Annotated in this window: 7 protein-coding genes; 3 read left to right on the plus strand and 4 right to left on the minus strand. The window is 57.0% G+C overall.

Going from position 1 to position 13,839, the window contains the following annotated elements:
* Positions 1-102: 102 nt before the first annotated feature.
* Both FY156_23820 and pbpC read left to right on the plus strand, forming a co-directional pair.
* Positions 103-5,550, plus strand: coding sequence for a hypothetical protein (locus tag FY156_23820; GenBank protein ID UXS04493.1), 5,448 nt, complete (start codon positions 103-105; stop codon positions 5,548-5,550).
* Entirely contained in the window at positions 5,547-7,625 is a 2,079-nt protein-coding gene (pbpC, locus tag FY156_23825) for a penicillin-binding protein 1C (GenBank protein UXS04494.1), read from the plus strand. Before FY156_23820 ends, pbpC begins: the two co-directional genes overlap by 4 nt.
* A gap of 12 nt (positions 7,626-7,637) precedes the next feature.
* Here the strand turns inward: pbpC and FY156_23830 are convergent, their stop codons facing one another.
* The 4 genes from FY156_23830 to FY156_23845 all read right to left on the minus strand — a co-directional run bounded on the left by FY156_23830 (position 7,638) and on the right by FY156_23845 (position 13,086).
* Positions 7,638-9,398: a penicillin-binding protein 2 gene (locus FY156_23830; protein ID UXS04495.1), complete on the minus strand. Its 1,761-nt coding sequence runs from the start codon at positions 9,396-9,398 to the stop codon at positions 7,638-7,640.
* Between the two features lie 192 nt (positions 9,399-9,590).
* On the minus strand, positions 9,591-10,880 hold the full coding sequence (locus tag FY156_23835; GenBank protein UXS04496.1) for a pilus assembly protein: 1,290 nt from the start codon (positions 10,878-10,880) through the stop codon (positions 9,591-9,593).
* A gap of 147 nt (positions 10,881-11,027) precedes the next feature.
* Positions 11,028-11,321: a hypothetical protein gene (locus FY156_23840; GenBank protein UXS04497.1), complete on the minus strand. Its 294-nt coding sequence runs from the start codon at positions 11,319-11,321 to the stop codon at positions 11,028-11,030.
* A gap of 592 nt (positions 11,322-11,913) precedes the next feature.
* Positions 11,914-13,086 (minus strand): amidohydrolase, encoded by a 1,173-nt coding sequence (locus FY156_23845; GenBank protein UXS04498.1) that lies wholly within the window; start codon positions 13,084-13,086, stop codon positions 11,914-11,916.
* A gap of 419 nt (positions 13,087-13,505) precedes the next feature.
* Here FY156_23845 and FY156_23850 point away from each other — a divergent pair, with 419 nt between their 5' ends.
* A complete protein-coding gene (locus FY156_23850; protein UXS05225.1) occupies positions 13,506-13,838 on the plus strand; it encodes a DUF2958 domain-containing protein in 333 nt (110 codons plus the stop codon).
* Position 13,839: the final 1 nt, after the last annotated feature.

Below are 13,839 nucleotides of genomic sequence, written 5' to 3' on the forward strand. Positions count from 1 at the left end.
CCCCGTTTGGCGCGGTCATGTCGCAAATTGGCGATGACGCGTTGACAACTGTGCGTGGATTTGGCCAGAGTCCGGCCAGCATCTGTACGGGGGAGAAAACTGATGTCGCTGCTTGCTATCGTTCGGGCTTCTGTCGTTGTTCTGGCAACGGTTTCCACCATTCTTCCGGGCTTGGCGGCAGAGCCATCGCGAAAGATCGTCACAACCAAGAATGGCGATTATTTCGGTTTCGATTTGCGAACCGAGCAGAATGTCTCGCTGGAGCAATGCGGTGAGATTTGCGTGGGCGATGCGGCCTGCAAGGCATTTACCTACAATCCGAAGGTGAAATGGTGCTTCCTGAAATCGGATTTCAATCAGCTTAACGCATTTCCGGGCGCTGTGGCGGGCAAGGTGGTAGAAACCGTTGCCGAACCGGATATTGGCGCACCGCAGCGTCTGTCGTTCATTTCAGAAAGCCTCCAGCAGGAAGCGCTCAAGCTGAAAGCGGGTCTGGAAGCAAGCGGCGATCAGGGGCTCGAAGGCCTTCTGGAAACGGCGAGGCAGCAGGTGGCCGCCGGCACTATTCCGGAGGCGGTCGAAACCTATAAATCGGCGCTTGCGCTCGCCCCCGATGATGGAGCGCTCTGGGCTGAGCTTGCCGGGGCTGCCGCGCAGGTGACAGATAATTATTCGATTGCCGGTCAGGCTGCCTCGGCCGCGCTCAATGCTTACCAATTGAGCCGCACCGTCAGCGCCCGAACGGAGGCGCTCAATCGTCTAGCGCAGGCTTTCGAGAGAACGCAAAGTTACAGGGCCGCCCTGAACGCCTACAAGGCAAGCCTTGCGCTCGTCGATATGGCTGAAACAGAAGCTGCTTATGCCGATCTGCGCAGCCGGCAGGGCTTCCGCATCATCGGCAACACGGTGGATACAGACAGTGTCAGCCCACGCGCCTGCGCGCAGTTTTCCGAACCGCTCGTCAAGAACGGTGTTGATTACTCGTCCTTTGTGACACTGGACGGCGCCGCCCCCAAGGCAATAGACGCGAAAAACAACGAGATTTGTGTCGAGGGTCTGACACATGGCCAACGCTATAAAATCGCGTTTCGCGCTGGTCTGCCGTCATCGGTCGATGAGCCGCTCGAAAAGCAGGTTGATCTGGATGTTTATGTCAGAGATCGCACTGCAAGCGTACGTTTTACCGGTGAGAATTTCGTGCTGCCCGGCTCGGCACGGCGCGGCATCCCGATCGTTTCCGTCAATGCAGACACGGCGGACTTGAAACTTTACCGCATTGGCGATCGCAACATCACGGCGCTTCTGGCGAACTCTCAGTTCCTGACGCAGATGGATGGCTATAATGCCGGTCGTATCGAAAACGAAATCGGTGAACTGGTCTGGCAAGGTGCAATCGAAATTCAGCCAGACCTCAACAAGGACGTCATTACCAGCTTTCCGGTGGATGAGGCGCTTCCCGAGCGCAAGGCCGGAATCTACGTGCTGACGGCGACGCCGCCCGGAACACAGCCAGAAGATTGGGATTCGCGCGCCACCCAATGGTTCCTGGTGTCCGACACCGGCATCACGACCTATGCCGGGACGGATGGTCTTAACGTTTTCGTCCGCTCACTCGGTACCGCAAAACCATTGGCAGATGTCGACCTGCAATTGCTGGCAAAGAACAACGAAGTTCTTGGAACTGCAAAAACCGATGGCGATGGTAGAGCTACCTTTTCTGCCGGTCTGATGCGCGGTTCGGCGGCTCAAGCGCCGGCAATTGTGACCGCGCGCAATGGCGATAAGGATTATGTCTTCCTGGATATGACACGGGCCGGCTTTGATCTTTCCGACAGAGGTGTCACCGGTCGGGCTGCTCCCGGTGCGATCGACGTGTTTTCCTGGACGGAACGCGGCATCTACCGGGCCGGAGAAACGGTGCATTCCGCTGCACTGGCGCGGGACGTAGATGGGAAGGCAATCGAGAACCTGCCGCTCACCTTCATCTTCTCTCGCCCTGACGGCGTGGAAGACCGGCGCTTCGTGAGCGATGGAAAGACACTTGGCGGTTATGCGTTGGATTTGCCTCTGCAGGAAAACGCCATGCGCGGCACCTGGACGCTGCGTATTCATACCGATCCGAAAACGGCTGCAATCAGTGAAAAGAGTTTCCTCGTCGACGACTTTGTGCCGGATCGTACGGAGTTCGATCTTTCAAGCAAGGTCAAGGAGATCGTTCCGGCACAAGATGCCGCAATCGATGTGGATGGCCGTTATCTTTACGGAGCGCCGGCGGCCGGCCTGACGCTTGAAGGCGAAGTCGGCATCAAACCAACACGGAGCAATTCCGCGTTCGAAGGGTATGCCTTTGGTCTTGCTGACGAAGAAACCGAAGAGGAAAACCGGACAACTCTCGCGGATCTGCCGGTTTTGGACGAGGAGGGCAAGGCAAGTTTCAACGTCAATCTGACGGACCTGCCGTCGACTACGCAAATGCTGTCCGCCAACATCACGGTGCGCATGCAGGAAGCAGGTGGGCGTGCTGTGGAACGCTCGTTGTCGCTGCCGATCAAGGCTGAGGGCGCGATGATCGGCATCAAGCCGCAGTTTTCCGGTGATCTGGCACAGAATTCCATTGGTCGCTTCCATGTCATTGGGGTCTCTGCAGACGGCGTAAAGCAGGCCATGAGTGGACTGAACTGGAAGCTCATCAAGGTTGAGCGGAACTACCAGTGGTATCGTCAGGGCAACTCCTGGCGTTATGAGCCGGTGGAGTTTACCAAACAGATGGAAACCGGAAACCTTTCCCTCTCGGCTGACGGGGGTGAAATTTCCGTGCCGGTGACCTGGGGCCGCTACAGGCTGGAAGTCGAGGGTAGTGGTGCCGCCGCGCCAGTCTCCAGCGTTGAATTTGATGCCGGTTTCTATGTTGAGGCAAGCTCTACGGAAACGCCGGACGCTCTTGAAATTGCGCTCGACAAGAAGAGCTATAAGATTGGCGACACCGCCAAGCTCAGGGTGTCTCCCCGTTTTGCGGGCGAGGTCATGGTAACGGCAGGTTCAGAGAAGCTGATCGCCGTACAGAATGTCGAGATCGGTGAAGGTGGCGGTGAGATCGAACTTCCGGTTACCGAGGCGTGGGGTGCAGGCGCCTATGTGACGGCGACGTTGTTCCGTCCAGGAGATGCGCAGGAAAGCCGTATGCCGATGCGTGCCATCGGTATCAAATGGCTTGGCGTTGATCCCGCCGAACGCAAGCTGAATGTGTCGCTTGGTGCTGCCAAACAAACGCTGCCGCGCCAGCCGCTTGAAATACCTGTAACGGTAACGGGGGCTGGTATCGGCGATCAGGCCTACATCACCGTAGCTGCAGTTGATGTCGGTATTTTGAATCTTACGCGTTACGAGCCACCAAAGCCGGATGACTGGTACTTTGGCCAGCGGCGTCTCGGTTTGGAAATACGCGATCTCTATGGGCGTCTGATCGACGGTTCACTCGGCGCAACAGGCCGGCTTCGCACAGGTGGTGACGGCGGGCAGGTGGCGTTGCAGGGTAGCCCACCCACTGAAAAGCTGGTCGCCTTTTTTTCAGGTCCCGTCGCACTCGATGCGGATGGCAAGGCAACTATCAGCTTCGATATACCCCAGTTCAACGGAACAGCTCGCATAATGGCGGTTGCCTGGACGAAGGACGGGGTGGGCCATGCGGTCTCCGATGCGGTGATCCGTGATCCTGTGGTGGTCACTGCCAGCGCGCCGAAGTTTCTTGCCCCGGGTGATCAGTCGCAATTAAGGCTCGATATCGCTAACACCGATGGCGAGGCTGGCGACTACCGGCTCGATGTTACCAGCAATACGGCGCTCACCGTTGATCAAGGCGAGGTTTCGCAGGTGCTGTCACTCGAGAAGGGCGGTAAGACCTCGTTGACCGTTCCGCTGACGGGTGAATTGCCGGGGAACGGCGCGATCACCATCAAGGTCTCGAACAACAGCGGTGTCGCATTGGAGCAGGCGTTGACCATTCCGGTGCGTCCAGCGGTTCTGCCTGTCACGACGCGCCGTGAAATACGGATTGCCCCCAATAGCAGCTTGACGATCAACGGTGACCTGTTGGCTGACAGCATGCTGCTTGGTGCGTCCGTTGCGGTCAATGTGACGCGTTCACCCGCTTTCGATATTCCGGCTCTGGTGATGATGCTGGACAAATATCCCTATGGCTGCGCCGAACAGACCACCAGCCGTGCCCTGCCGCTGCTTTATCTCTCCGAGTTGACGAAAGACAGTGGGATTGCCGAAGATCCGGAGATGCGCAAGCGCGTCCAGGAGGCGATCTACCGCGTTCTGTCGTTCCAGTCGAGTTCCGGCAGCTTCGGCCTTTGGTCACCCGGATACGGCGACCTGTGGCTTGACTCTTATGTCAGCGATTTCCTGACGCGTGCCCGCGAACAAGGCTATGACGTTCCGGAACAGGCCATGGTCCAGGCGCTCAGCAATCTGCAGAATGGCCTTTCCTATGACAGCAATGTCAAGGATCGCGGCAACGAGATTGCCTATTCGCTCTACGTGCTGGCACGTAACCGCAAGGCCGCTATCAACGATCTCAGATATTATGCCGATACGGCGCTTGCAGATTTCCCGACGCCGCTCTCAAAAGCCCAGATCGCGGCAGCGCTGTCGCTCTATGGCGATGCGGCCCGGTCCAAGAGCATCTTCGGAGCATCGCTGGATATGGCGAGCCGTGCCACCAATGTCAGCTTTGCCCGTGCTGACTATGGCTCACCGTTGCGTGACGGTGCCGCGTCGTTGGCGCTGGCTGCCGAAAGCCGCCCCGTTCCCGCTGTCGTGCCGCAACTTGCCGGTGCCGTATCGAAAGAATGGGAAAAGAAACCCTATACCAGCACGCAGGAACAGGCCTGGATGCTGCTTGCTGCTCGTGCCGTGAAGGGTGAGGACAAGGACATCCGCATCGATGTGAATGGGGATTTGCAGACGGGCGGTTTCGGTAAACGCATGAGCGGCGATGAGCTTCTCGGCACACCACTGAAAATCTCCAACGCTTCGCCTGATCCTGTAACAGCGGTCGTGACCACGGTAGCGCCGCCTGCTCAGCCTCTGGCTGCTGGGGGCGACGGTTTCACGATCAACCGCACCTATTATTCGATGGACGGCGAAGAGGTGAACCCGAGCGAGGTCGTGCAGAACGAACGTTATGTCGTGGTTTTGAATGTCGCGCCGCAAAACGACTGGCAGTCCCGTCTCCTTGTGACTGACCTGTTGCCATCAGGCTTCGAGATCGACAATCCGAGCCTCGTCAATTCGGCGGCGCTTTCGAATTTCGACTGGCTGCCTGAAACCGAGGCTGCCCATACGGAGTTCCGCTACGATCGCTTCGTGGCGGCCTTCGACCGAACCGCTGGCGACAGTTCGGAGATCACACTGGCCTATGTCGTGCGCGCCGTAACTCCGGGCACCTACGATCACCCTGCCGCGACGGTAGAGGACATGTATCGTCCGCAATTTGCCGCTCGCACGGCAACAGGTCGCATGGAGGTGCGTTCGGCGACACCATGAGGCGCGCGAGGGCTGTTATTGTCGGTATTTCCTCGGCCGCGCTGCTTCTCGGCGGCGCGGTCTTTGGCATAGATACGCTTGACAAGGCCTATCCGCCTCCGCTGGATGCTGCTGCGCAACGCTCCTTCGAAGTCCTGGACCGGGACGGGCGGTTGTTGCGAGCCTTTGCAACGACGGAAGGGCGATGGCGGCTCAAGACGACGGCGAGGGAGGTCGACCCGCAGTTTCTCCGAATGCTGGTGGCTTATGAGGATCAGCGCTTTTACGAGCATCATGGTATCGATCCCTGGGCGCTGCTGCGCGCGGCGTCCCAACTTGCTACCAATGGGCGTATCGTCTCCGGCGCGTCGACGCTGTCGATGCAGGTCGCGCGGCTAATTGAACCGCGCGCCGATCGATCGTTCTCGGCAAAGTTTCGACAGGTCCTGCGCGCGCTGCAGATCGAAAGACGCCTGAGCAAGGCGGACATTCTCGATCTCTATCTCAATATTGCGCCCTATGGCGGTAATCTGGAAGGTGTGCGTGCGGCAAGCCTTGCCTGGTTCGGAAAGGAGCCAAAGCGGCTGGATAGCGCCGAGGCGGCATTGTTGGTGGCGCTGCCGCAATTGCCGGAAAAACGCAGACCGGACCGCTTTCCGGCTGCTGCTAAGGAGGCGAGAGAGCGGGTCTTGCAGCGCGTTGCTGTTGCGAACGTCGTCGGCGAGGGAGAGGCGGACCGTGCCGCGCTGTCCTCGGTGCCGTCCAGAAGGCAGGAGTTGCCGGCCTATGCCCCCCACATGGCGGCTTATGCCAAGGCGAAGTTCGCCGGGAAGGGCGAGGCGCATTCCACGTTATCGCTTTCCATCCAGCGGGAATTTGAAACCATTGCGCGCCACGCCGCGGAAAAACTTGGGAGCCATGTGTCAGTCGCCATCGTCATGGCCGATAGCCTTAGTGGCGAGATCATTGCAGAGGTCGGTTCATCGGATTACCTCGACACCGCGCGACGCGGTTTTGTGGAGATGAGCCGCGCGGTGCGCTCTCCCGGTTCGACCCTCAAACCCTTCATCTATGGGCTTGCCTTCGAAAATGGGCTGGTTGCGCAGGAGACCATCATCGAGGATCGCCCCTCGGATTTCTCCGGCTACCGTCCGCGAAACTTCGATATGCAATATCAGGGCGATGTCAGCATTCGGCAGGCGCTGCAACTCTCGCTCAACGTTCCCGCTGTGAAGCTGCTGGATGCAACCAGCCCCTCGGCGCTGATGGTGCGGTTCCGTCGTGCCGACGTGAAGCTAGTTCTGCCGTCCAATGAGGCGCCGGGCCTCGCCATTGCTCTGGGCGGAGCGGGGATTTCGCTCGTCGATCTCACCCAGCTTTATGCTGCGCTTGCCAATCGTGGAAATCCGGTCCGGCTGGGTGACGCCATTCGTGGCATGCCAGAGATTATGGAAAGTGATCCGCTGTTCTCAAGCACGGCACTCTGGAACGTTTCGGATATTCTCTCGGGCGTTTTGCCCCCGCTTGGCATGAAACAGCGTGGCATCGCCTACAAGACTGGGACGAGTTACGGTTATCGGGATGCTTGGTCGGTTGGTTATGACGGTCGCCACGCCATCGGCGTTTGGATCGGGCGCGCAGATAACGGTGCCGTCCCCGGCATTGCCGGTTACGCCACGGCAGCACCGATCCTCTTTGACGCATTTGAAAAGTCGGGGTTGCCGGTGACACCCATGCCTGCGGCCCCGGCAGGTGTTGCGCGTATCGCACAAGGTGAACTTCCCGCCAATCAACGCCGCTTTGCGGTTACGGCAAGTGGCCTGCTATCGGCTTCTCGACGCGAAACGGCTCCTCGCATCGTCTATCCGCCAGAAGGCGCGCGGGTGGAACTCTCAGGTCAGTCGGGCATTTCACCGCTGGTTCTGAAACTACAGGGTGGACGAGCGCCGTTCCGCTGGCTTGCCAATGGCAGGCCTCTGCCGGATGCGTCCCATCGCCGTAGTAGTGAATGGCAGCCGGAAGGCCAGGGTTTTTCAACGCTGACGGTAATCGACGCCGATGGCCGCGCATCAAGCGTGCGTATCTTTGTCGAATAGCGGCTTTAATGCCTAGTAGTCGACGAGCAGCTGCGGCTGATCGTCAAGTCCGAAACTCGGCTTTACTCCCAGCAGGCCCGCCGTACGGGTTATGATTTCTTTCGTCATCGGCGCGGCCGTGGATGCCGCCGTTCGGCCACCATTTACACCAGTCTTGGGCGCATCGATAATCGTCAGCACGACATATTTCGGTTTCTCCATTGGAAACCCCGCTACGAAGGCGTTGAAGTTGATGTCCTTGGCATAACGCCCGTTGATAACCTTATCGGCCGTACCGGTTTTTCCGCCGACGTGGAATCCTTCTACCTGCGCTGCGCGGCCAGACCCTTTCACGCCATTCCAATTATAGAGGAAGCGCATATCGGCACTGGTTTTCTCCTTGATGACAGCGCGCGATATGAGTGCAGCATCGTCTCTGGAGCGTGGCAGGAATGTCGGGTTGATGAGATTGCCGCCGTTGATTAGGGCAGCCGCCGCGACTGCGGTTTGTAGCGGCGTTGTCGCAACACCATGGCCGAAGGAAATCGTAACTGAATTGATCTTTTTCCACGTACGCGGCTGGGTAGGGGTCGCCACACCCGGCATTTCGGTCTCCATTCTGGAGAGAAGTCCGAGGCGGGTTAAAAACTCCTGATGCCCTTCGATTCCGACTTTATCGGCGACGGCTGCGGTTCCGATGTTGGATGAATACTGAAAGACCTCTGGGATCGAGAGTGGCCTGTTCCTCCCCTTGAAATCCCGAATGGTGAAGCCGCCCATGCGGATGGGGCGCGAGGCGTCGACGACAGAGTTCAGGGTGATATGTCCGGCGTCGAGCCCCATGGCCAGCGTAAAGCTCTTGAAGGTAGAGCCCATCTCGAAGGTTGCGTTGCTCATCCGGTTGAACCAGCCCTTTTCGTACTCTTTGTCGACGCTTCCGTCGGCGAGCGTTCGTGAGGGCTCGTTCGGATCGTAGTCTGGTACCGATGCCATGGCGATGACCTCGCCCGTCTCGGCGTCAAGGATGACAGCGCCGGCCGCTTCCGCCTCATATTCCTTCATCGAACGGGCCACCACTTCACGCAGGATATGCTGGGCGCGGATGTCGATCGAAAGCTGGACGGGTTCCAGGCGGGTGTCATTCGTAAGGCCAGCGGCTCGAAGGTCAGCATAGCCTTGCTGGTCAATATATCGTTCCATCCCTGCAAGGCCGAGATTGTCGATATTGACGTGGCCAACAATATGCGATGCGGTTGTTCCGCCGGGATAGAAGCGGCGTTTCTCAGGACGAAAGCCGATGCCGGGAATGCCAAGGGAAAGAATATCGGACTGCTGTCGTGGTGTAAGTTGCCGCCGAAGCCACTGAAAACCGGTTCCGGATTGAAGTTTCCGGTGCGTATCGCGCCAATCCAGATTGGAAAGGACGGTTGCAAGTTTCTCGACAACTTCATCCGCGTCGACAATTCTGCGGGGCTCGGCATAGAGCGATACAGTGTTGATATCGGTTGCCAGGAGTTCGCCGTTTCGATCCAGAATATCCGGACGAGAGGCGACAGAGTTGGCGTTGAAATTGATGGAGCCCATGATCGCGGGCTCGGTCATACCGTATTGGACAAGCCGCGCACCAACAACGATGTACATGACGGCAAAGCCGGCGATCATGATCGCCAGTCTCTGCCTGGCGTTTCGTTTGCGGCGCTCTGCCGTTCCCACGAAGGTCCCGGTTCGCAGGTTACTTTTGCCCTGCATACGGAAATGAGCGCTGCTGCGAAGCTTTACGATAAAAGCAAGCATTCCGAACCAAGCCCACGCATTGCGAGTGAATCATATCCCAGACGCCATTCATGCCGCCGAAATGAAATCTGCAATTGTATGGGAATAAAGCCAACACGACGGACGACAGAAGACTGCAGGTCCTTCAATTGGCATTAATATACATTTAAAACTCTATGGACCGGCTTAACGTTTTGTTGGTCCAGACTGTCATCAGCCCGTCAAACGGGGAGAGGTGATGACACGTCGAAACAGCGCGGACATCGCCTCACTGATGCCCTCGGTCGGGCTGACTTCAAAAAACAGGCCTGGCGAAGCACAGTCCTGCATTCGTGTGCTGATTTCGCTCTGAAAAGGCTTGATCCAGGAATTGTACCAGGAGTTCGTCGGCAGGGGCAGATACGTGGTGTAAAGCACGGCAATCCGGAAGCCCTTTTCCTTCAGTTTGGTACAGAGTTTTATATCGATGGGCTCCTGACAGCGGCCTCCCGTGGTCTTCTTTGTGCAGGTCGATGGCTTGTAGCTGTCGCCGACGCCGTCAGAAACGAAGAACACAACCTTGTCAGGACTCGCTGAACTTGCGCCGTTTCCAGGTTTGCCAATCTTGTCGGAAATTTGGGTCAGAGCGCGGTCGAAGTCGGTCTGCTGGTCGTTATTGTATCCCTGGTATGGGATAGACATCAGATCAATCTCGCCTGCCTTCTTCTTTGCCGAGGTCAGGTCTGAGGTCAGCGGAACGACTTCGAGCAATTTCGTATCCTCTGCCTTTTCACCGAAGGTGTAGACGGACATGCGGTACTGGTTGCTGTTCTTCCGCGTTGACATCGCGGTATCCATCAGACTGGCGGTCGCTTTTGCCACGACATTGATGCGCGTTGTCACGCCAAGCGATTTTGCTTTGTAGTAATAGCTGTTTTGATCGGCCACGCCGTCTTTGACGATGTGGCAAGCGAATGCGCATTTGTCGCTGGTATTGGCAACGAGTTTTGATACATCGGCGGGTGTCGCCCCGACACCCATTGAAGGTGTGTTGTCGAGAAGAAGATAAAAGTCACTGAACGTCTCGGTCTCATATCTGGCCGAGGCATAGCCGCCGACTGTCAAAATGTCTTTGCCGAGAACTTTCGAGAGTGTCGTATTGATCGTCGCCTTGAAGCTCAGCGTCGATTCGACGACGTTCCCTTTTTTTGTCACGGAAATATCGACGGCATTTATCTTGTACGCCATCGACTGAGCGGCATTGGCATCGAAGAACGCGCGCGCTTCCGTCTCTCCCACACTGATTGCACCGTCGGACTGCATGGTTTTTGCCGCCTGGACGCTCGCCGATAGGTCGGCTACAGCCGCGAGCACCGCCGAATCGGCTGCTCGCTGGATTTCCTCCTTCACAGACATTGCGTCCGCAACGTCGAGAGCAACGCCGGCTGCACCAAAAAGCGGCACGATCAATAATGCAGAAAGAATTCCGAAGTTGCCGGATTTGTCGCGCCAGAAATTTCGCACACGTGCCCCCAAATCTTTACCCGGATCGGAAATTACGGGTGAAGATTTGATTTTTTGTTTTCTGGCATAATTAATTTTGGATAAAACCAGTCAGGCGCGACAGAACTCAAAAGTCGCCATCTTCTGGCTCATCCCGAAGCGGCTCGCCTAACGGCTGACTGGATAGCGATCGATTCGTTCCTGAAGCGCGACGACGACGGCGTCGAGAAACTCTCGGCGCCTTGGGCTGATCGTCGAGGCCAGCGTTTGTTTCAGTCGGTCGCGGATATTGTTCATGAAACCGACGTGGTCGAAACTGTCAGCGGCAACATTGACCGCGACCTCATCCATGTAATGCGACAGGTGTGAGTCCAATACGAGGTTGGCGTCCATCTGGTATCTGCCGGCCATCTGCTCTGCAAGCGTACCCATCTGTACGTAAGGGCCACACTGGTTGCTCATCTAATCTCCTTCATTCGCATTGGAATCGTAAAACAGGTCTGCAGGGAACAGTTACACGCAGGTGAATGTTGGGCTGCCTGGAGGATAATCCAATGCCAATATGCGTGTTTTCACGGGTTTGTGAATGGGGGCTTCCAACGGGTGAGATCAGGTAGGCTTGTTGGTAATTTCTTGGTTTTACATCGTATTTTGCAGGAAAATGGCGTCCACGAGAGGATTCGAACCTCCGACCCCAGGATTCATACCACTTCGACTTTCGCCGCCGCCCCGTCGTTCATAGACGGTTTCGTTCGTGGTCTGGACTGTCCCTTCACCATGGGCCGAGGCCTTTAGGTGCTGCCCATCCAGTCTCTACACCTTCAACGGATTTCTCCGAAGCTTGGCTCGGGATTGGCATGTTGCAAGTGCAACGAAGCGTTCCCCGACTTTGAGCAGATCGATTGCGTCGTTTCCAAACGCAACCCCCAATTTAACTTAGGAATCCTGTGCTCTATCCTGCTGAGCTACGTGGACACTTGAATGCTCTTTAACCCGGCTCCATCGGCGGATCAACCGCGTTCTTTGCCGCGGTTGATCTGTTCCTCGCCTTTCTTCAGGCGGCTTCATCCGCAAGACGTTGTTCGGCGAGCTTCACCCAGTAGGAAACCCCGTAGGCGATGGCTTCGTCGTTGAAGTCGTAGCTTGGATTGTGAAGGCCAGCCGAATCGCCGTTGCCGATGAAGATGAAAGCGCCCGGACGTTCTTTCAGCATGAAGGAAAAGTCCTCGCCTGCCATCGACGGGTCGACATCGGGATCGACGTTCTTTTCCCCGGCCACGTCGCGGGCGACACGGATCGCATGTTCGGTTTCGGCGGCGTGGTTGAACGTTACAGGGCAATATCGCTCGTAGACGACCTCTGCTTGCGCGCCATTGGCAAGTGCGATGCCTTCTGCCATCTGCTTGATCCGGTTCTGCGCCAGGTCACGCACGGTTTCATCCAGGCTTCGTACGGTGCCGGCGATCAGCGCTTCGTTCGGAATGATATTGTGGCTGGAGCCGGCCTGAAAACGGGTGACGGAGACAACGACCGAGCGGATCGGATCGGCATTGCGCGAGGCGATCATCTGCAGGTTGCCAACGATCTGCGCACCGATGGTGATCGGATCGATCGTGCGGTGCGGCTGGGCGGCATGGCCGCCTCGACCCTTCACCGTGATCGAGAATTTGTCGGGTGCGGCCATGATGCCGCCCTTGCGGATGGCAAAAGCGCCGAGCGGAATCCCCGGCATGTTGTGCATGCCGTAAACCTCGTTGATGCCGAAGCGCTCCATCAAGCCGTCTTCCACCATGGCAAGCGCACCGGCGCCACCTTCTTCGGCGGGTTGGAATATCACAGCGATAGAGCCTGAAAAATTACGCGTTTCGGCGAGATATTTCGAGGCGCCGAGCAACATGGCCGTGTGACCGTCGTGGCCACAGGCGTGCATGGCTCCATCGGTCTTGGAAGCCCATGGCTTGCCTGTTTCCTCGACGATTGGAAGCGCGTCCATATCCGCTCTGAAGCCGATGGTACGTTTGCCGGGTGTCTTGCCGTGAATGATGCCGACGACGCCAGTGCGGCCAAGGCCGGTCACGATTTCGTCAACGCCAAAGGCCTTCAGCTTTTCGGCAACGAAGCTCGCGGTGTTTTCGACGTCATAGAGGATTTCGGGATTTTCATGCAGATAGTGCCGCCATTGGCTAACTTCGGGTTGAAGTTCGGCGGCTCTGTTCAAAATCGGCATTCGCTCATTCCTGTTTTATCGGTACGGCTCGTCGCAAAACGTCTTCCTCCACGGTGGATAGTGCGCCGCATAATTGACGTAATCAATGTACTTGCAAGTTGCTTATTTTGCACACGTACAGGGCGGTCTCTAACACTTTGTTATCAAAGACAGTTTTCCATATAGGTGACCATGCGGAATATTCAACTTTTCTAAACTCTGTACTCGCCCTTTGAATCTGCTGGCAATAACTCTGGGTTGTAGGAACAACTTATAGGAGTTAAGCAAATGGGATTTCGGGTCTGGGGTGAGATCGACGGTGTGAACTTTGATCAGACTTTCGGTAGTGTCGCGGAATGGCGCGAAGAACGCAAGATGATCGGTCGTTCGTCGGTGATCACGGTAAAGGGAATGGCAAGCGTTGAGGTTGCAGCGTGAATATTCTGCTTACCCCTGAACTTCGTCAAAAACTGCTCCACAACAATGCGACTGCGCGCGACACTGACCTTGTGCCGGTCGTCAAATGGTTCGCACCATGGGGTGCTGCAACATGGCTACTCACAGAAATGGAGCAAGACGGAGATATCTGCTTTGGGCTTTGCGATCTCGGATTTGGAGAACCTGAACTCGGCTATGTCAGTCTGCGCGAGGTGATGTCCATCGAGGGGCCATACGGCTTGAAGATAGAACGTGACGCGCATTTCCACACGGATAAGCCGTTGAGCATTTGGTTCAAAGCAGCGAGCGCAGACCGGCGAATTGTGGAAGTCTGAT

The organism is Agrobacterium tumefaciens (assembly GCA_025559845.1).
Lineage (GTDB): Bacteria > Pseudomonadota > Alphaproteobacteria > Rhizobiales > Rhizobiaceae > Agrobacterium.

Coding starts and splice junctions, on each gene's coding strand:
- FY156_23820 (UXS04493.1), top strand. CDS start 103: ATGTCGCTGCTTGCTATCGTTCGGGCTTCTGTCGTTGTTCTGGCAACG.
- pbpC (UXS04494.1), top strand. CDS start 5,547: ATGAGGCGCGCGAGGGCTGTTATTGTCGGTATTTCCTCGGCCGCGCTG.
- FY156_23830 (UXS04495.1), bottom strand. CDS start 9,398: ATGCTTGCTTTTATCGTAAAGCTTCGCAGCAGCGCTCATTTCCGTATG.
- FY156_23840 (UXS04497.1), bottom strand. CDS start 11,321: ATGAGCAACCAGTGTGGCCCTTACGTACAGATGGGTACGCTTGCAGAG.
- FY156_23845 (UXS04498.1), bottom strand. CDS start 13,086: ATGCCGATTTTGAACAGAGCCGCCGAACTTCAACCCGAAGTTAGCCAA.